The 20,314-nt window shown below is 57.5% G+C and carries 18 protein-coding genes; 8 read left to right on the forward strand and 10 right to left on the reverse strand.

Translation table 11 applies throughout. The features are described 5' to 3' along the window. Nucleotides 1-8: 8 nt before the first annotated feature. The 6 genes from GDA65_15630 to GDA65_15655 form a co-directional block, all read right to left on the reverse strand. Entirely contained in the window at nt 9-2,120 is a 2,112-nt protein-coding gene (locus tag GDA65_15630) for an amylo-alpha-1,6-glucosidase (protein ID MBA5864125.1), read from the reverse strand. A 198-nt stretch (nt 2,121-2,318) separates the two neighbouring features. Further along, nucleotides 2,319-3,659, reverse strand: a complete 1,341-nt coding sequence (locus tag GDA65_15635; protein ID MBA5864126.1) for an MFS transporter — start codon at nt 3,657-3,659, stop codon at nt 2,319-2,321. Nucleotides 3,660-3,714: 55 nt separating this feature from the next. Further along, nucleotides 3,715-4,827, reverse strand: a complete 1,113-nt coding sequence (locus GDA65_15640; protein MBA5864127.1) for a BON domain-containing protein — start codon at nt 4,825-4,827, stop codon at nt 3,715-3,717. A 121-nt stretch (nt 4,828-4,948) separates the two neighbouring features. Then, nucleotides 4,949-6,229, reverse strand: coding sequence for an MFS transporter (locus GDA65_15645; GenBank protein ID MBA5864128.1), 1,281 nt, complete (start codon nt 6,227-6,229; stop codon nt 4,949-4,951). 33 nt (nt 6,230-6,262) lie between these two features. Then, complete coding sequence (locus GDA65_15650; GenBank protein MBA5864129.1) at nt 6,263-7,336, reverse strand: glycosyltransferase; 1,074 nt, start codon at nt 7,334-7,336, stop codon at nt 6,263-6,265. Between the two features lie 547 nt (nt 7,337-7,883). Beyond that, nucleotides 7,884-8,342, reverse strand: a complete 459-nt coding sequence (locus tag GDA65_15655) for a hypothetical protein (GenBank protein ID MBA5864130.1) — start codon at nt 8,340-8,342, stop codon at nt 7,884-7,886. Nucleotides 8,343-8,354: 12 nt separating this feature from the next. Here GDA65_15655 and GDA65_15660 point away from each other — a divergent pair, with 12 nt between their 5' ends. The 6 genes from GDA65_15660 (at nt 8,355) to GDA65_15685 (ending at nt 13,499) form a co-directional block, all read left to right on the forward strand. Next, complete coding sequence (locus tag GDA65_15660; protein MBA5864131.1) at nt 8,355-9,941, forward strand: hypothetical protein; 1,587 nt, start codon at nt 8,355-8,357, stop codon at nt 9,939-9,941. Nucleotides 9,942-10,336: 395 nt separating this feature from the next. Beyond that, complete coding sequence (locus GDA65_15665) at nt 10,337-11,668, forward strand: ribonuclease Z (GenBank protein ID MBA5864132.1); 1,332 nt, start codon at nt 10,337-10,339, stop codon at nt 11,666-11,668. Nucleotides 11,669-11,680: 12 nt separating this feature from the next. Then, nucleotides 11,681-12,019, forward strand: coding sequence for a DUF3147 domain-containing protein (locus GDA65_15670; GenBank protein MBA5864133.1), 339 nt, complete (start codon nt 11,681-11,683; stop codon nt 12,017-12,019). A gap of 55 nt (nt 12,020-12,074) precedes the next feature. Next, on the forward strand, nt 12,075-12,347 hold the full coding sequence (locus GDA65_15675) for a type II toxin-antitoxin system prevent-host-death family antitoxin (GenBank protein MBA5864134.1): 273 nt from the start codon (nt 12,075-12,077) through the stop codon (nt 12,345-12,347). Between the two features lie 350 nt (nt 12,348-12,697). Further along, a complete protein-coding gene (locus tag GDA65_15680) occupies nt 12,698-13,093 on the forward strand; it encodes a nucleotidyltransferase domain-containing protein (protein ID MBA5864135.1) in 396 nt (131 codons plus the stop codon). Continuing rightward, complete coding sequence (locus GDA65_15685; GenBank protein ID MBA5864136.1) at nt 13,086-13,499, forward strand: DUF86 domain-containing protein; 414 nt, start codon at nt 13,086-13,088, stop codon at nt 13,497-13,499. Before GDA65_15680 ends, GDA65_15685 begins: the two co-directional genes overlap by 8 nt. Nucleotides 13,500-13,976: 477 nt before the next feature. On the opposite strand, the gene GDA65_15690 is transcribed toward GDA65_15685, so the two are convergent. After that, on the reverse strand, nt 13,977-14,750 hold the full coding sequence (locus GDA65_15690) for an arylamine N-acetyltransferase (GenBank protein MBA5864137.1): 774 nt from the start codon (nt 14,748-14,750) through the stop codon (nt 13,977-13,979). Between the two features lie 142 nt (nt 14,751-14,892). Between GDA65_15690 and uvrA the strand changes: the two genes are divergently transcribed. After that, nucleotides 14,893-17,688: an excinuclease ABC subunit A gene (gene uvrA / locus GDA65_15695; GenBank protein MBA5864138.1), complete on the forward strand. Its 2,796-nt coding sequence runs from the start codon at nt 14,893-14,895 to the stop codon at nt 17,686-17,688. A gap of 122 nt (nt 17,689-17,810) precedes the next feature. Then, nucleotides 17,811-18,302 (forward strand): hypothetical protein, encoded by a 492-nt coding sequence (locus tag GDA65_15700; GenBank protein ID MBA5864139.1) that lies wholly within the window; start codon nt 17,811-17,813, stop codon nt 18,300-18,302. Nucleotides 18,303-18,432: 130 nt separating this feature from the next. Here the strand turns inward: GDA65_15700 and GDA65_15705 are convergent, their stop codons facing one another. From GDA65_15705 to GDA65_15715, 3 genes are all read right to left on the reverse strand, one after another. Further along, nucleotides 18,433-18,993, reverse strand: coding sequence for a YqgE/AlgH family protein (locus GDA65_15705; protein MBA5864140.1), 561 nt, complete (start codon nt 18,991-18,993; stop codon nt 18,433-18,435). 63 nt (nt 18,994-19,056) lie between these two features. Further along, nucleotides 19,057-19,848 carry an acyltransferase gene (locus GDA65_15710; GenBank protein MBA5864141.1) on the reverse strand — a complete coding sequence of 264 codons (792 nt, stop codon included), beginning with the start codon at nt 19,846-19,848 and terminating at the stop codon, nt 19,057-19,059. A gap of 82 nt (nt 19,849-19,930) precedes the next feature. Next, entirely contained in the window at nt 19,931-20,287 is a 357-nt protein-coding gene (locus GDA65_15715) for a metal-binding protein SmbP (protein MBA5864142.1), read from the reverse strand. Nucleotides 20,288-20,314 lie beyond the last annotated feature (27 nt).

A 20,314-nucleotide genomic window follows, 5' to 3' on the forward strand; every position in this document is an offset into this window, starting at 1 on the left:
TCCCCACTCTACTTCACCGAGACCACTTCGACTTGACCGACACGTCGAATGACCGTGATCCCGACATCCAGGTCGTGCCGCCGAAGCAGCAGGTCCACCGATGCGGTTCCAACCGTCAAATTCTTGATCTGCATCTTGTCGATAAACTCCGGAAGGATGGGATGATTAAAGATCACCTTCTGTTCCGATGCCATAATCGACAAACCAAGACAGGCCTGGAGGACCATGAAGGCCGAACCGGCAGCCCAGGCCTGCGGGTTACACGCCACGGGATATCGTGTGAGGCCCTGGCCTGGCCGGCGCACAAAGCCGCAGAACAGTTCCGGCAACCGGTGAAAGTCGAGGACCAAACTCACTTCGAACATCCCGGTCATGATTTTTTCGACTCCGGACTTGAAACCGTAACGCGCGAGGCCGACGGCGATCATCGCATTGTCATGTGGCCAGATCGATCCGTTGTGGTAGGACATGGGGTTATACCGACGTTCGGAATCGGCCAGGGTGCGCACCCCCCACCCGCTGAATAACTCATCGGACATCAGCGTTTCCGCGACCTGCCGGGCATGCTCCTCGCTGGCAATACCCGTGTAGAGACAGTGACCGGCATTCGACGTCTTCACCTCACAGGGTCGCTTCTGACCATCCAGCGCAAGGGCATAGGTCGCCGATTCTTCACACCAGAACGCCTCCTCGAACCGTTCCTTGAGTGACCGTGCCTGCCGTCGAAGCTGGCTGGCGCGATCACTGTATCCCAGCGCCTCCGCGAGTTTTGATGCCTGCACCTTGGCGTCGTACACATACCCTTGCACTTCGCACAACGCGATCGGGCCCTCGGCCAGCGATCCGTCCGCATGCGAGATGGAATCATGGGAATCTTTCCATCCCTGATTATCCAACCCCGTGGGCGATTTCCGCACATACTCCACGAATCCATCGCGATCGAGATCCCCGTAGGTATCCATCCAGGTCAACGCCGCTTCCAGATTCGGCCAAATGGTTTGGATAAACGCCAGGTCTGCCGTGCGCTCGTAATAGGCGCCGGCCAGCATTACGAACAACGGGGTGGAATCCACGCTGCCATAATAGAGCCCAAAGGGAATTTCGTGCAGCGCCGCCATCTCTCCCTTGCGGGTTTCGTGGAGGATCTTTCCCGGCTCGGCATCCTGAGCGGGGTTCACGTCCTTGGCCTGGGTCGAAGCCAAATACGCCAAGACACCACGCGCCAATTCCGGCCTGATCCACAAACACTCCAACGCGGTGATCACCCCATCCCGCCCGAAGGGAGTGCTGAACCAGGGCACGCCGGCATACGGATACGGACCTTCGCTCGTATCGGTCACCATCATGCGGACATCCAGCACGGAACGATTCCACCACTCATTGAACTGGGCGTTGGAAGTCTGAATGGTGCAGTCCTCCGTTTGCTCCGCCTCAAATGCCAGGCCCGCTTCCGCCATCGCCGCGTCATACGATAAGGGTGTCCGCTGACTATCCTGCTCAGCGCAGGCCACCATCACGGCCACGGCAATCTCTCCTTTCGGCTCCAGTTCGATGCCGAATGTGGCTTGGGATGCGCTGATCTCCAACGGCTCTGGAACGAACTGAATCCGCGCCTCGCGCGTCACTTCGTCCAAACCTTCGTACCGCAGCACCAGGAGATCTTTCTGCAAGATGTTCGGCAACATCCGTCCTTTACGTTCGCGTTTTTTTCCGCGGACCTCAAAGATGTCCGCGAAGTCGGCTTCGAACCTGATCGATAAGGTCATTTTTACCGGAGCCAGGCTGTAGTTCGACAGACGAAACCGCTCATAACTGACACCGTTCCAGAGAAAACGCGAGCGAAAGACATGCACGCTTCCGCGCGGGATTGCGATGCGTCCGTCCCGGTACAGATCCGGATTCGTGAGGTCCACGGCCAGCAGAGCATTGTCTTCTTTCACCGTGGAGCTCAGCAGCATCGGTCGATCGTTGTTCAGAAATACTTCCTGCCGGGAGAGAAACCGAGTCCCTTGATGGAAGACTCCCTGCGTTCCCCGTCCCACCGGCTGAATGTCACCATACCGGTCAAACACCCCGAAGGTCTCTCCATGCTTGAGTACACGCGTCCGGTCATCGGCCATCGATGAGCTGGCCAGGATATAAAACTGATCATTGACGCTAATGATTTCTTCCACGTTTTCCTCCCGTGATCCCCGAGCTATCGATGCGATGCGCGCGACCCTCGCCATGGCGCGCCATGAGCGTCCTGCACTCCGCTCGCTTCGTCTCTTATGGAACCGTTTCTCGAACCTCGCGGCGCGCTTAGTCCGGAGGCGGACTCAATGACTTGTCGGCTGCGTCACCATGACGACGGGCCGGTCCGCCTCTTCGGCAGGTAGGCTCGTCTCTGCCCAATGAACGTGTACCCAACGGGCGACCCGCATGGACACCAGCGCTGACAAAAAGAGACCGATCCCGATACCGAATACGCTGGGATGCTCGCCGAAGTCTTGGGTCACCCAGCCGAAGATTGTCATGCCGGCGATGGCCGAGGTCATCGCACCAAGGTTGTAAATAGCCAACACTCGCCCCAACAACGTCGTCGGCGCGATCTCCTGCAGAACCCCCCAGGCCACCGGCGTCAAGGTGCCGGCGCCCATGCCGATGATCACCATCAGCACGGCAGCGACCAACCGGTTGGATGTGACAAGCAAACCCAGCAGCGTCAGGCCGCTGATGAAACTGGACACCGCCATCAACTGAATCCGTTTGGGCAGCGACCAGGATGACAGGGACACGAGCCCCAGCGAGACCAACAGCAAACCGACACCGAAGGCCGACCACAAATACCCGACTTCGATCGGTCCCAGATCAAGCAACTTCTTCCCGAACACCGGAAAGAGCGTGCTGAACGCACTGGTGGCGAACGTATACATGGATGCCGCGCCGATCAACATGAGGATGATCCGCTGTTGATGCAGCACATACTGAAAACCCTCCGCCACATCCCGGAACGTTCCGGCCAGGGAGGCCTCGCCCGCCGGCGCCGCTTCCGTGCGCGGAAACCGGATCAATAAAAAACAGAGCGCCGAAATCACATAGCTGACGGCATTCACACACAGCACCTCTTGCGAACTCATCGTCGCAATGCCGACCCCGCTCAGCGCCGGGCCGACAATGATGCCGATGCTGGTCGTGGTTTGGAGTAAGGCGTTGGCCGCCGTGAATTCGTGGCGGGAAACCAACGAAGGGATCGCGGCGGTCAAGGCCGGACCGAACACCGCGGACGCCACCGCATGGACAAAGACCATGAGATACAGCCGCTCCATGCTGAACGAGTCCACCGGCAGCAAACAGGGCAACACGCCCAGCACCACCGCACGAATCAGATCGCTGCTGATCAGCAAGAGTTTTTTAGGAACACGATCGACGATCACGCCAATGAAGGGACCGAACAGAATGGGCGGCAGCGTCTGCAACAGCCCGATCATGGTAGTCTTCAGGGGAGAACCGGTGATGGAGTAGACAAACCAGAGCAACGCGAGTTTCGACACTCCATCGCCGATCTGCGAGACCATCTGGCCCCACCAGACCAGCGTGAAATCGCGCGTCAACAGATGCGGCGACCATTTCACATTCGGGCGTCCCGGCCCGGCGCCGCTTGTGTGCCCCGGTTCTATAGCATCAGCAGGCTGCGTGTCGAACCTCCTGTGGCATCGGCCTCATGAAACATGTTCAGTCTCCGGCCACTAATCGCACCGCCTCGGTATTCACCGCGCGCACGCCCGGCACCTGCCGTGCCGCTTGAGCCGCTTCCAGGACGATAATCTGAAACCGCGTCGCCCCGTTCAGGGTGACGACGCCGTCCTCTGTTTTCACATCGAACTTCACTGATTGCAAGGTTTTGCTTTTCTCGAACCGCTCCTTCACCAATTGGGTAATGATCTTGTCGCGCTCCGCGAACAGCCCATGAGCCGCGTCCGCTTCGACTTTCAGCCGGTTTTCTACGGCATGAACACCTTCGAGACACCGTATGATATCGGTGGCTACGCGCTTATCCGCCTCGTGCCCGACTTTGCCAAGCAACACGAGGTCTTTGTCCTTGGTATCGACTTCGATGTCGTAAGGAAACAGATGTGGATCCGCCATGAGCGCCAGCTTGGCCGTCACCATCGACGAGCGCACCGGTTTCTTGGCTTCCGGTTCAGGCGATTTCTGACGCTCTCCCGCGCCCGTCTCGCCGGCAGGAACTGGCGTGTCCACCGCCGGCTTGGCTTCCGTCATTTGCGGAATTGAGGGACAGGGATGCTCCGCGGCGAGATCAGCCTCTTTTGATTTCGACTCGGGCTCCTTGGATTTTTGGTCCAGTTCCTTGGGTTTGGACTCCCCTTCCTTCGCCTTATGTTCCGGCTCTTTGGGCTTGGTCGTCGATTCTTTCGCTTTAGGTTCCGGGCCTTTGGGTTTGCTTTCCGCGTCCTTCCCTTTCGGCTCGATCTCCTTGGCCTTCGCGTCGCTTTCCTTTAATTTTTGTTCAGCCGGCTTGGAGTCCGGCTCCTTCGGTTTGGAATCCGGCTCTTTGGGTTTCGTGTCCGGTTCTTTTACCTTTCCCTCGGAATCCTTCGATCCCGAAACCGGTGGGACGTCCTGTTTGGCATCCGACGGCTGCTGTTCCGAGGCCATCGAGCTGACGCTTCCAATTCCCGACGCCACCACGAACGAGAAGATCCCTGCCGCGCACACGGTCCGAATAGTCCGCAAAGGCATATGCCCCTCATATATAGAAGTAAACCGGGCTGGCGAAGCGCGGCCCGGATTTCGACCTCGAACAGCGCCCGAGAGAAAAGACATACGCGACGGAGGGACAGAAAGCAACTCCGCCCATCACCGGAGTCATCGTGCGGCGTCAGCTCGCGGGACAGCATCCCGGCGAGCCGACGCAACGGTCGGAAAGCACGTAATGGAAAGGAGGTTATGCGACAGCTGGGCTCACCACGAGGCCACGGCGGCTAACCTGCATCGTGACCATCGCAGTGAGCAAGAGGAGCAGTCCGATACCGATGAGACTGACGGCAGGACCCAGGGCGTCAGCGGCCCATCCGAATCCCGCCATGCCGACCATGGCCGAGGCCATCCCACCGACACTAAACGTGGTGAACACACGTCCGAGCAGATGTTCCGGAGTCACCTCCTGGAGCATGGCCCAGACGACCGGATAGAACAGCGACGTGCTGCCGCCGATGATGACGATCAATAAGAACGTGCTGAACAACACTGGTGTTTGAATCAATCCCAACGCGCAGACCGCGAGGCCGCCGACCGTCAACGAGCGGCCGATCTTCCCGATACGCTCCTGGAACGTACCCTGCGGCATCCGCGCCAGCCAAATCGACGCCGCGAGCATCCCGATTCCCAGGGCAGACCATAACCATCCGAGTTCCATGGGTCCGACCTGCAACAATTCCTTGGCCACCACAGGAAGGAGAAAGACAAACGCGCTGATCGCAAGATTGTAGAGAACGGCCGTAATCATCAATGCAAACACCACCCGGTGCTGCAAGAATACGAAACGGAATCCCACCATCATATCCTGCATGACGGGAGTCCCCAACACATCCAGCCCTTTCACCGATTTATTCTCTCTCACACGGATCGGGAACAGGAAGAGGGCGGACGCGAGGAAGGTCGCGGCATCCACATACAGGACATTTTGCGCGCCGATGAGGGCAATACCCAGGCCACTCATGGCCGGCCCGAGCAATACACCGATGTTGGTGGTGCTCTGGAGAAACGCATTCGCCGTCGTGAGCTGCGACCGCTGGACGATCAGAGGCACAGCAGAGCCCAGCGCCGGGCCGAACACAGTGGACACGATGGAGATAAGAAAGACCAATACATACAGGCGTTCCAGCGTCAGCATATCCAGCGAGTAGAAGAGCGGTATCAACAGCACCATCAACGTTCGTAATAGATCCACGACGATCATGACCGTTTTCTTGGGGAGATGGTCGAGATAGACGCCGATGAGGGGGCCGAAGACCAGAGGGGGAATCGTCTGCAACAACCCAATGGCGGTCATCTTGAGCGCCGACCCGGTCATTTCATACACGAACCACAGCAGCGCAACCTTATTCAGGCCGTCACCGATTTGGGAAATAACCTGGCCGGCCCAGAGACATCCGAAATCTCTAGTCCCCAATAACCGCCATCCGGTGACATTGGATTCAGGACTGGACTGCGACTCGTCTGCCATACTGGTCCTTCCGCGAGGTTGAGATCGCGCTGACTAGAGATTCGAAGCGTGCTGCTGTCCGGTCTTCCCCGGGAGCGCAGCGGCATCCGCAATGAGTTGTTGATACATTTTTAGGTAGTCGTTGGCCATACGCTGGGCGGTAAATCGCTCGTCGAATACCTGACGGCATCGATGGCGGTCGATCGTGCCAAGCTTCGCGACCTGGCTCACCATTTCATCGAGGTTTTCACTGATGAAGCCCGTCATACCATGACCAATGATTTCCGGAATAGATCCCCGGCGGTAGGCGAGGACGGGTGTACCACAAGCAAGACTTTCAATCAATACGAGGCCGAACGGTTCGGGCCAGTCATACGGGCAGATCAGCCCGATTGCGTTTCCGATGAAGTCGCTCTTCTCCGCGTCGGTGATTTCCCCGACAAACTCGATCAAGGGATGGTCGAGGAGCGGTTCCACCACCCGTTCAAAGTAGGCACGATCGGCCGGGTCGACCTTCGCCGCCATTTTCAGAGGCAAGCCGACACGTTTTGCCAATTCGATCGCTTGATCCGGACACTTTTCCGGGGAGACACGGCCGAGAAACGCAAGGTACTTGCCCGGTTCTGCATTGAACTTGTACAGATCCTTCGGCAACCCGTGATAGATAGTGTTGGCCCAGTTACACCAGGGCAACGGCCGGCGCTGCGAGTCCGAGATGGAGACGAGCGGCAACTCCGCAAAGTCACGGAAAACCGGGACGAGCTCGGGCAAATCCAACCGGCCGTGCAGCGTCGTGACGACCGGCACGCGACAGCGGCGGGACAGCGAAAATGCTAAAAAATCGAGATGGGAGTGGATGAGGTCGAATTGGTCGGCGGCAGCGAACACCTGCTCCATCATCTGAATGAGCGGGGCTTCGCGGTTGAAAATTCCCGTATTCAAACGCAATGCCTGCTGGCACGGGGATTCCAACTTTGCCTTTGTCACTGAATCACCGCTGGCAAACAGCGTCACTTCGTGGCCTTGGCGGACAAGTTCTTCCGTCAGGTAGGAAACGATGCGTTCTGTGCCTCCATACAACTTCGGAGGGACACTTTCCCAAAGCGGCGAGACCTGGGCAATCCTCATACAAACAATCTCCTTTGATCTTGAACGGTCGATGACAGGAGCGTGAACTCAGCGGCCCGTACCACACCGCGCCTACCACCGTCTGTCGGCATTCTTTCCGTTCTCCATATGCGATTCAATTGACATCTTTGACATGAGCGCAATGTTTTTGTCGTCTCGTTGCGAAACAGACAATCACAGGTAGCGACCGTGGGCAAAGCAATCGCCATACCGCCGAAATTATTCCAGCCAATCCGAAATCAGAAAAATTAAAAACTTTCAATAAAATAAACTAGTTATGATTGATTGCCCTAAAAATTACAGGAGACATATTCGACTTGCAGGCTGTGGATTCTGTGGACAATCAACATTTCCCCGGGCTCTTCGCTGTGACAGCCTTGCCGCGATACACCAAACCGCCACAGAGCCAGGTCTTTCCAGGCGCGAAAAGACTTGCCGCCGGAAGCTCAGAAACTAGATCGGAAGAAAGAACTTGAGCGGACGGAGCGTTCGGAGCGCCTCTCCCGGTTGAAACGTACGGAACGCGCTCCGCAAGTCGATTGGCTGCTTAGGGAATATCGTCGAGCAGCCCCGATTGAACCGGAGGCAGGGGTCCGGCGTCACGCGGCACGGGAGGAAAGACCACGGGGGAACCTGACTGATTCGCGCCCTGAATGAGACCGACCGACAATTGGGGACCAAGCGTCATCACGGCGCCACTCCACGCCTGACCGGTGGTGGGATTCCGGAACCTGTACGACTCGAAGTTATTTCCAAAGTTATAGATAAGCCCCTGTGTTCCCTGGTTATCGATGTACAGATTACCGGGACCTACGAGGCCAAACAGCGGCGCCACGCCTCCATTGAATCCCCGCACACCTGAGACGGACTGCGCCAACAAAGACGACACCCACAGCAGCCCGACCGTCACCGCAATCAGCCCCATACAAGTCGAGAGCCTTATCGCCCGGCCCATGCGCGTCAACATGGACACCGATCTCCGTTTGTGATACCACGCCTCCATCATGATGAATTCAGTATGGCTCAACCCGGACCTCGCAGCAAGGAGTTTGTTATGACACCTTCAATCCTCCGGGGATGCCTGTCCATCGGAAGCGCGACCGTGCTCTTTCTCTGGACGGCGTCCTCTTCCTTCGGCCTGGAAGTGACCAAACCCGTTCCAACCGAACGACGCGAAGCCATGTCGCTGGCCGATGCGGTTCTGAGAGCCTTGCAGAACAACCTCGACATTCATATCGGTCGGCAAACCAAAGAGAGCCGCCTCGCGGACATTATTATTGAGCAAGCGAAATTCGACCCGACGATCAGCTTGAACGGCCAATACAACAGGCAGGTCGCGCCGCTGAATCGACCGATCCTTGGATTCACCGGCGCAAACCTGCAGGACATCACCAAATTCGACCAGAACACCTCCACCGTGACCGCCGACATCACCCAGAATCTCCCGACCGGCGCCAACTATGACCTGAACTACAGCCCGCAACGCAGCTACGTCAGCGGCCCCAACACCTTTCTCTTCAACCCGGCCTGGACAGGGGGACTCGCGCTGACGGTCACGCAACCGTTGTTGAGAAACTTCGGCACGGATGTCAACCGGACGTTCATTTCGATCGCGCAAAACAACGCCACCGTCGAACAACATGTGTTTCTCGATCGTGTCTTGACCGTGATCGCCACCGTCGAGCAGACATTCTGGGAAATGGTCTTTGCGAATGAAAATCTGAAAGTCGCCCAGGCGGCACTCAAGGCAGCGGAAGAACTCCTGGCCAGTAACCGCGCCAAGGCCAAGGCCGGCGTCATGTCGATCGTCGACGTCCTGCAGGCGGAAGCGGCGGTCGCCTCTCGCGTCGAACAGATCCTCGTGGCTGAAAAATCCATTCGGGATCAGGAAGACCAACTGCGCCGGCTCTTGAATCCTGCTGAGGAAGAACTTCGGCAGGACTTGCGCCTGATGCCGACTGATCCCCCGACCACCTCGCTGGAAGCCATCAGCCTTCAGGAAGCCATTGATATCGCCATGGAACGCCGCCCGGAAGTCTTACAAGCCGGCAAGAACGTGGAGAGTAGCGACCTCAATGTGAAGTTCGCCAAGAATCAATTGCTCCCGACCCTGTCGGTGCAAGGGACCATGGGACTCTCCGGCCTGGGAGCCGACTACGGGGACGCCACGAGACGGAATTTCGGCGGAGACTTTTACAATTATGGCGCCGGATTGGTCCTGAGTTATCCAATCGGCAACCGCTCGGCCTATAGCACCTACAATAAACGACAATTGGAGTCCCGGAACGCGCAGGCGTCGCTGCAAAGCGTTCGCCAACAAGTGATCGTCGGTGTCCGCGAAGCCGTCCGCCGCGTGCACACCGATTTCAAACGAATCGAAACCACTCGGTCGGCCCGTATCATGGCCGAAAAGCAGTTGCAGGCCGAACAAGAGCGGTTGAAGGTCGGCCTCAGCACCACACGCTTTGTGCTCGACTTCCAGCGCGACCTGGCCACGGCGCAAGGCAATGAACTCCGCGCCACGGTGGACTACAACAAATCGTTGTCGAACCTGGCCAGGAATAAGGCCACCACGCTCGAACGGTATAGCTTGCGGCTCGAATAACGGCCCATGATCAGGCCTGAGGATGCGTCGGCTGCTCATGCGACTCAGAGCCACGAACGGGGGGCAGCGCTTGCGCTGCTCCCTCTCGCCGCCACACTCCTGTATTACGCCTCTCCGCTCGACCTTCGGCAGCTGCGCCTCTATCAATTCCTTCCCCAGCTCTGCGCCTATGCCGCCCTGGTAACATGGAGCCGCATCAATGACGCACCAGGCCGAAAGCTCGGCCTGACAAGCACCCTCATTTCGCAGGGGCTTCGCTGGGGCACAACGACCGGGCTGGCACTCGGCACGGTCAATCTCCTGGTGATTCTCTATCTGGTTCCTCTGCTTGGAGGAGACTATCGGTTTCTCGCCGAGACTCCCCATGCCAAAATTCCGCTGCTGCTCATGGTGCCATGGTTCATTCTGTTCATTGCCACCATCGTCGAGCTAAACTTTCGCGGCTTTCTGGTAGGCCGGTTGCTGGCGCTGGGACTTCCCGCTGCCATCGCCGTGCCATTGAGCGCTCTGCTGTTTGCCTTCGATCCGTTCCTGGTGGCAACCTTTCAACAGCTCCACTGGATTGCCGTCTGGGATGGCCTGGTCTGGGGCAGCTTGTGGGTCGCCTCCAGAAACTTGTCTGTCACCATCGTAGCCCATGCCGTCGAAGTCATCCTGCTGTATGGTGTCATGCGAGTGGTGCTGGGGTAGCCTCGAAACGGTGCAGCATGAATCCCTCCTTCTCCAGCTTTCTCGTCAATGATGCGTTCGGCGACCCCGGTCTGTTTGTCGAAGTGCGGTGGTCGAAACGCGCCCTCTTGTTCGACCTCGGTCACAACGATGCCCTTGGGCCGACGCGCCTGTTGCGCGCGAGCGATATCTTTATCTCCCACACCCACATGGACCACTTCATCGGGTTTGACGCTCTGCTGCGCGTCGCCCTCGGCCGCGGCAAAACGTTGCGACTCCACGGGCCACCGGGCCTGACCTCAAATGTTCAAGGAAAACTTCAGGGCTATACCTGGAACCTCGTGGACGGTTACCCGCTCACGATCTCCGTGCAAGAGTTTCATGCTGATGGGATCAGAACAGCGACCTTTCAAGCCACGAATGGTTTTCAACGTCAGGACGGACCGAATGTAACATTGGCCGACGGCCTCACCGATGGGTCCCTCACGGTGCTCCAAGATCCCATGTTCACCGTGCACGCGTCGGCACTCAACCACCGCATCCCTTCATTCGCCTATGCCTTGCAGGAGCAGTTCCATGTCAACTTCAACAAAGAACGATTGCACGCAGCGGGGCTTCCGGTGGGTTACTGGCTGAAAGAAGTGAAACAGTATCTGTGGCAAGGCCAGCCCGACGACTTTCGGTTTGTCGCCACGCTCTACCATGAACATCATCGGGAAGAACGCGAGTTTGTCCTGGGTGAGATCCGCGACCGCTTCATCACTCTCACGCGCGGCCAGAAAATCGCCTATGTTGTGGATGCTCGCTACGATCCGGAGAACGAAAACAAGATTGTGGATCTTGCGCGAGGCGCCGACATCTTTTACTGTGAGGCCCCCTATCTGGACCGGGATGCGGACAAGGCGCGGGACCGGTATCACCTCACGGCCAGGCAGGCCGGCGTGATGGCAAGAAAGGCTGCCGTGCGCGAATTAGTCGTGTTTCACTTTTCGCCGCGGTATACGGGGCTGGGGCACGAGATCGAAGCGGAGGCGCGAAAAGCCTTCCGCGGAGAGTGAAGGAGGCGGCGGATGGGTGAGTGGGCGAAGTACGCACTCTACTTCCTGTTGGGCGGCACCATCGTCAGCATCTCCACATACCTCGGTTCGCAGGGGCGGTCGTTTCTCGCCGCCTTCGCGAGCACCTTCCCCGCAATGACCGGCGCGACGTTTATCCTCATCTATCTCAACGGCGGCAGTGAACACCTCGTCACCTATGCCAAAAACCTGCTCTGGTTCGTACCCCCCTGGCTGGTGTATGTCGGGTGCATGATCTACGGCGTCGAACGGATCGGGTTTTGGCTCTCAATGGCCGGCTCACTTGCCCTCTACATGGTTTGCGTCGCGCTGGTGAAATTCCTGGCGCGATAGAGCCAACAAGCTTGCAGGAGAAGTCACAATTCTGTACACTCCCTACCGATCAGGTATGCCAATGACAAAAACCATGTCGCTCAAACAAGCCCGCTCCCGCTTCTCCTCTTTGGTGGACAAGGCCGATCGCTTGTCAGAGCGAGTCATCGTCACAAAAAATGGGGCGCCTAAGGCGGTCGTCATGGGCGCGGAAGAATTTGAAAGCTGGGTTGAGACGTTGGAACTGCTCTCACATCCAAAAGCGGTGAAGTCTCTTGAGCAAGGACTGAAGGAAGCGAAGGCAGGGAAACTCCGGTCGTTCAAGGACGTGTTCGGCGAAAAGCAGTGAGACAAGCGCGACTGACCCCACAAGCCATCAAGGACCTGACATCCTTCGACGCCGGAACCCGCGACAAAATCAAAGACGCCATCCGTCACCTGGCCGAGCATCCTCTGGACGGCAACCCGCTGAAGGGGAAATTTCAAAAAGACAAGATTCTGTCTTACCGAGTCTAGCCCTATCGAATCCTCTACCGAAAGACCGGCGCCGAGTGGTTGGATATTCTGTCGATTGAACACCGCAAGGACGTCTATCGGTAGGCAAGTTCCTGCGCATAATCCTTCCCTACACGAAACGACTCTTTCGACATTTCATCCCAGCTCCCGTATACTTCGACTGCCAATCGCAGGGCACGCACAATGAACCTTCAAGCTCTCCCACAATTTCTGTCCGAGCAGATCCCCGATCTGCTGGCTACCTACCAATTCGGCTCACAGGCCCAGGGCACCGCGCGGCCGGACAGTGACATCGATCTCGCTGTGCTGACGCGCAATCCGATCTCCGGTGAGTTGTTCTTTCAATTGGCACAGGAGCTTGCCGTACGTCTTGGCCGCGATGTGGACCTATTGGACCTGAGGAGTACGACGACGGTCATGCGCGCGCAAATTATTAGTACCGGTCGATGCCTCGAAAGTTGTGACGACCAGGCCCGAGCCGAATTCGAAATGTATGCGTACTCCGACTATGCGAGGCTCAACGAAGAACGACGGGATCTACTGAAAGACATCAAAGAGCGCGGGCTGATCTATGGCTGACGACGTAGTGCTGAACAAGGCGGCAAGTATCGAACGATGCCTCGCCCGCATCAGCGAAGAGTATGCCGGCAAACGTGAACATCTCTATGAGAATCAAACGAAGCAAGATGCCATCGTTCTCAATCTTCAACGCGCATGCGAAACCGCGATCGATCTCGCCATGTATGTCATCAGCCAACGCAGGTTCGGCTTGCCACAGGAAAGCCGAGATGCCATTCCTGTCCTGCAGGCTGCCGACATACTTTCATCAAAGCTCGCGAAACGCATGCGGCGAATGGTCGGCTTCCGCAACGTGGCCGTATATGATTACACCCGCCTCAATCTCGATATTATCCAGACAATCATTACGAAACACCTCGGCGACTTCCGACAATTCTCGGCTGCGATCGTGAAGGCCTGTGGATAGGCTGGGCGGGGCTGCACCAGCTCTACCAAAAACTACATTCCAACCAACTCACCTTTAGACCTCCCGCTTCCGAAAATCGCTGACGGACTGCCCAGCAGGCACGGACTTGCCTCGATGCGGCGGATTCTTGAATAATCGATCCACGCAATCAAGACAGCATAGACTGGCCGTGCTTGGGATTGTGTCGCCACAGGCAGGATGACCGACATCATGACAGAAGACCATATCAGCCGAGCATATGTAGATACGACCCGATGATCCGAATACTCACACTGCTTGTACTCCTCGGCTCGGTCAGTGGATGCTCTTTTCTTTTACAGCCGATGCGGACTCCGATCGGACATTCCTCGGATGAAAACGGTCGGCGATGCTCGACCTACCAGGCGAAGTCGGAGAGGGTGTACGAAACGATCTGCGATGACGGCGGCCCAACTCAAGGGTCGGCATACGGCCGGTAAGGTGCCAAGAGGCCATGGCTCAAAACATCAAGTGATCGTTAATGGTTAATCCAAAGTGCTCCTGGAGTAGCGTTTTGCACTGCTCTTCACTTTTCACATGAAGTTCCTGCGTACCTTCATGCCCGCGCACCTTCAGCACATTGTCGATGAGTGACGCCCTCCCCTCGGGAGTCGGCATCGTGCAGATACGCTGCTGAGTAAAGAGGGAGTCCGGTGAGTGCGAGTGGTAGTAGCTCGCGAACAGATAGTCCACCGGCAGGCAGGATTCGAGTCCGAAGGAATAGATGTCCATCCAGAGACGATCACGCTCGCCTTGCAGCAGATACTCACCTCGTTCGCCGACAACGAGCCTGAAGCACTCTTGCCCCTGCCGCCCTTCTTCTCCAATCGCCAGCCTCAAAGGTTCAAGTAATCCATGACCTCCGAACCCAACATCCACGATCCATGCGTTCGCGCCCGTCTTGACCATCAACAGCTGATGACTTCTCGGCCTCTCCCCTTCCGCACCATACAACACCCGGGCGGCCAGCCTGGTCACCGCAAACCCCACATCTTCCAAAAGCAGCGCAAATAGTCCGTTCAACTCGAAACAATATCCGCCCCGACGTTGAAGCACAACCTTGCGAAAGAGGTCCGACGGATCCAGCGAGATCGGCCGCCCAAGATGGATATCCAGATTTTCGAACGGCACGGTCATCACATGGGCTCGATGCAAGCCCCGTAAGGTCTCCACTGAAGACGTCAACGGCCCTTGATACCCGATGCGCGCAAGATAGGCAGAACGATCAAGCATGCTCCCTCCCCGGTGAGGCGGCCATTATACGGAAACGAGCTTGAGGATCACAGGCGGCGTCACCCACGACGAATGCGCTCATTGCGGTCACCCCACACAGTTGCTACGATGGCCGGTCATCCTTCACGAGGAGCACTCCGCCGTGGCACCCCGTACGCCCCCGACGCGACCAGCCGACGAACTGATCATCGAAGGAGCGCGGCAGAACAATCTTAAAAACATTTCGCTACGCATCCCGCACAACAGGGTCACGGCCATCACGGGGCTGTCGGGATCGGGCAAATCCTCCCTGGCCTTCGACACGTTGTTCGCGGAGGGACAATGGCGTTACGTCGAATCCCTTTCGACCTACGCGCGCATGTTTCTCGATAAGGTGAATCGTCCCGACGTCGACCGCCTGCTCAACATTCGTCCTGCGATCGCCATCGAACAAAAAAATCCGATTCGCACGGCCCGCTCGACCGTCGGGACGGCCACCGAGGTCGCCGATCTCTTGCGGTTGCTCTTCGCCAAAATCGGCAAACCGGTCTGCCCGGACTGTAACCAGGAAGCTCGAGGATACCATCCCGGCTCATTGGCGGAAGAACTGCTCGCGCAATTTCCCGACGCCCGGGCGATGATCTTATTCCCCGTGAAAGATCTGGGTCCTGGGCACGACCGGTCGCTGCTCGACTCGCTGACGAAACGAGGCTTCACCAGACTACGCTGCGGCGACGAGCTGCTAGATCTTCACGACCAGGTCACGCTTCCGGAAACACGCGAATCCGGCATTCAAGTCGTCCTGGATCGTCTGGTTCTCAGAGCCGACAATCGCCATCGTCTCATCGAAGCCATTGAAGTGGCCTTTCAGGAAGCCGACGGCATCTGCCAGATCATGGTGATCGGACAGGGGCTTAGGACCTACAGCACCCACTTTCGCTGCCAGGGCTGCGGGCGAACGTTCGAACCGTTACGCCCGCTGCTGTTCTCGTTCAACCATCCCCTCGGCGCCTGCCCCGAGTGTAAAGGATTCGGGAACATCCTGCGCTACGACAGAGACCTAGTCATCCCCGATCGCAGCAAGTCGCTGGCCGGCGGCGTAGTTGAGCCGTGGAGCAAACCGGGGTCGGACTGGTGGCAGAAACAGCTCTTGCTCGCCATGAAGAAGCTGGATGTCGATTTGACCGCTCCATTTCAGGACCTGCCGACCGAGGTGCAGCAGCTCATTTGGGAAGGGAGCGAGCACGTAGAAGGAGTTCGGCAATACTTCGAATACCTGGAAACCAAGCGCTACAAGTTACACGTGCGGGTCCTGCTCAGCCGCTACCGCAGCCCTGCCACTTGCCCGACTTGCCAGGGCAGTCGACTGAAACCGGCCGCCCGTTTCGTCAAATTGGCTGGGTACGATTTCATTCAATTGAACGAGCTCACCATTCAGGCCGCCACGGAATGGTTTCATCGACTGGCCCTCCCGGCATTTGATGCGGAAATCGCCAAGGACATTCTGCGGCAATTACAGGCCAAACTGAATTTTCTGCTGCGTGTGGGATTGAGCTACCTGACGCTCTCCCGGCAGACCAAGACCCTGTCCGGTGGGGAGGCGCAGCGAATCGCCTTGGCCAATCAACTCGGTTCCCGTCTGGTGGGAACGTTGTATGTACTCGACGAACCGACGATCGGGCTCCATGCGCGAGACACCGATACGCTGGCCGGCATCCTCCGCGACCTGGCCGACGAAGGCAATACCGTCGTTGTCGTCGAGCACGATCCGCTCATGATCCAGGCCGCCGACCATATCGTTGAAATGGGTCCTGCCTCGGGAGAACAGGGCGGCCAGGTCGTCTGCGCGGCGCCGCGCGCGCAATTCATCCGGGATCAGACATCCCTGACCGCCCGTTACCTGCGAGGCGAGGAACGTATCCCTCTTCCGAAAGCCCGCCGGTCCGGCAATGGTAAGGTGCTGAGCATCGCCGGGGCCGCCGAACACAATCTCAAACATCTGTTGGTGCGAATCCCGCTTCACATGCTGGTCTGCATCACCGGTGTCTCCGGCTCAGGGAAAAGCACCCTCATTGATGACACGGTCTATCGCGCCGCCGCGCGCGCCTTTCGAATTGAATCGCTCCCGATGGGACGGTTTCAAGCCATCAAGGGGCTCGAACATCTCAAGGGCGTACGCCTCATCGACCAGCAGCCGATCGGCCGAACCCCTCGTTCGAACCCGATTACCTATCTCAAGGCGTTCGACGAGATTCGCCAGCTCTTCGCCTCCGAACGGCAGGCTCTGCGACAAGGCCTCACGCCGGGTCATTTTTCCTTCAACGCCGCCGGCGGGCGCTGCGAGCGCTGCGAAGGAAACGGCTATGAAAAGCTGGAGATGTATTTCTTCGAAGACATTTATGCCACCTGCGAACAGTGCAACGGCCGGCGGTTCAAACCAGAAATTCTTGCCATCAAGTATCGCGGTAAAACTATCCACGACGTCTTGAACCTGACGGTTGCCGAAGCCCAGGCTTTTTTTTCAGGATCCCCGAAGCTGACAGAAAAACTGTACCTGCTCTCGTCGATCGGATTGGGCTACCTGCGCCTTGGACAGGCGGCAAACACGTTGTCGGGAGGAGAAGCGCAGCGGCTGAAGATCGCCGCGGAACTCAAAGATCCGTCGGCGCACAACCAACTCTATATCCTGGATGAGCCGACGACGGGCCTGCATCTCGACGACATTAAGAAGCTGCTGACCGTGCTCCATAAACTGGTGGATGCCGGCAACACGCTCATCGTCGTGGAACACAATCTCGATGTCATCAAAACGGCCGACTGGATTATTGATCTCGGCCCGGAAGGCGGTGAGGCCGGCGGCCAGATTGTGGCCGAAGGACGACCGGAACAAGTTGCCAAGGTGGCCCAGTCGCATACTGGCCGTTTCCTGGCGAAGGTGCTGGAGGGAAAAACGTCGTAGAACGCGTGATCATCCGTGACGAACAAACTAGGCGTCAGGTGTGAATGAGGCTATAAGATACGCTGCTTTCAGGCAACTGCCTTCACCCTGCCAAGGTTGATCATTGGGAACAGCAGCAACCGATGAACCACCGGCTTCAACTCATCTATATCTGTATGCTCGCAGCGATTTTGGGTTGCACTCCCTCCACGCCCCCCCTGCCCGCTTCGAATGTCCAGATCATCATTGACCCTTCCACTTCGAAGCACACGCTTCCTGCATGGCTCTGGTATGCCAGCACACGTGCATTCTGGATGGAGAAAAAGTTCTTCGAACAACACCCTGACGCAATATCTTATCAACACACCTTCCTCGAAGAGGTTGCCGCACGAGGAGGATGTGCAAAGATTTGGCAAGAAATTAGAGACAAAGATGGACGGCAGGACCGGTATCTTGACGATCTCACAACCGTTCAGCAATCAGGCCTTCTGCGAGAGTATGTCTGGATCTATTTCAGGCAGAGCGATTGGACTGAGCCACCTGATCTGCATCTTGCGGAATTTGAACGCTGGCGACGACTTCACCTTCAGTCTCATGAGCCTGAAACGAAAGCCATTGCGCGGTTCCGTAAATAATTGCATAGATGCCGCCGAGGATTGCATCGGAAAAGCATACAGCAGGCCCGTAAGTTATGCTCCCAGAGCGCTGTTGACTAGTGTTTAGAGTCTGTCTGGAAGCGAACGGCAGACTTCTTTAGCGTCGTATCTAATTCGAGGAGGGATCGAAGGGCATATCCGCGTAGTGGCGGGAGGTCTCATCGAGCGACAGCACGATATCCGACCAAATGCGTGTCGATTCTTTCTCAAACACAATCGAGGGATCAGCCGGCAGCGTAATCCACGAACCGGTTTGCATCTCCGACTCCAGCTGCCCCGGTCCCCAGCCTGAATACCCCAGGTAGGCCCGGAATGATTCTTTTCCCGGTTGCTCCATGAGAATCCGTTCCATGATTTCTAAATCCCCGCCCAGGCAAACGCCCTCCAACACCTGGTGCGAATTCTCTGGCGTGTCGCTGATGCGATAGAGCATCATCACCTGGTTGGTTTGCACGGGGCCGCCTGAGTACAGCACGTGCGGCTGGCCTTCCAGGATGGGAACCTGCGGCAGCGCTTCGGAGATGGACATGGCCGTCGGACGATTGACGATCACCCCGAGTGCACCTTCAGGCCCATGCTCACACAGCAGAACGACCGCCTGCCTGAAATTGGGATCATTCAACGCCGGCGCCGCCACAAGCAAGACGCCTTTACTGAGGGGAGTTATCATGGTTCATCCTACCGTGAGGCCGTGAGTGGCGCAAGTTGAGTCATGAAACGCAAGCGATCTTTCTCAGCCGCCATACATGGATGGGCGGCGATCTCGCAGGAGATCGTTGTAGGTATTGAGCGCCTTCTGTCTCGCCTCCGCAGGATCGATTTCGACAATCGTCACGTCTTCGCGGTCATGCGGTGCCCGGTGCAAAATTTTTCCCCTGGGGCTGACGATTTCACTCAGACCTATAAACGTCAGCCGATCTTTTCCGCCGCGGGCCTCGCTGCCGACCCGATTTGCCGTGACGCTGAACACGCGGTTCTCCAGACACCGTGTTACCATGGAGTCCGGACAGTTCGGCAGAACCAGATTGGACGGATGGGCAATGATCTCCGCCCCCAGCAGAGCCAGGGTGCGAGCCGCCTCGGGATAGTACCAGTCGAAGCAGATCATCACGCCGAGTTTGGCGACACCGATATCCCACACCTGAAAGCCGCTATCCCCCGGGCTGAAGAACAGGGTTTCCTCGAAAAAAAGATGCGTCTTCCGGTAACAGCCGATGAATCCTTTTTCCCCGACCACCACCGCCGAATTAAAATACCTTGTGCCCGCCCGTTCCGCCAACCCAGCGACGATGGTCATCTTGCGGCGGGCGGCAATCGCCAGCAGTCGTTGAGTCGTCGGCCCATCCGGCACCGGTTCCGCCAATCCCGACACGTCCTCCTGCGACGTGAATTGATAGCCGGTGGCAAACAGTTCTGGCAACACCATGAGATCGGTCTCCGCCTGCTCAAGATGAGCCGTCACGACATCGAGGTTGTGCGCGACCGCGCCGAACACCGGATCATATTGAACATATCCGACCCGCATCATGCTGCCTTTCTCCAAAGAAAAACGGGCAGGGATACCCCTGCCCGTTTTATCGTACGCGTCGTCGATGCGCAAGAACTGGTTACATACCTTCGGACAGATGGGGAAGGGCATTCTCGACCGCTTTGGTCGCCACATCCGCATGACCGGCCTTGCCGTGCTCGATCCCGTCCTTCAGGCCCTTGATAGCTTCGCCCACATGAGGATTCTTGGTCTCCGCCATTGCACCCTCGGCATGCTTGAGCGCCGCTTCGGCATGCTTCACCAAGGCATCCGCATGGCCCTGCTTTCCATGCGCCACCGCTTCCTTGGCATGTTCCACGGCTTCCGCTTGATGTTTATTTCCCGCCGCGAAGACCACGCTGGACACCATCGGCGCTCCAACGAGCGCCACCATGACTCCAGCCATTACGACTCCCCGCCACATAGCAGTCTGCATGAAACGCCTCCTCTTGTAAGTATGTGC

The sequence above is a fragment of the Nitrospira sp. CR1.1 genome, from assembly GCA_014055465.1.
Lineage (GTDB): Bacteria > Nitrospirota > Nitrospiria > Nitrospirales > Nitrospiraceae > Nitrospira_A.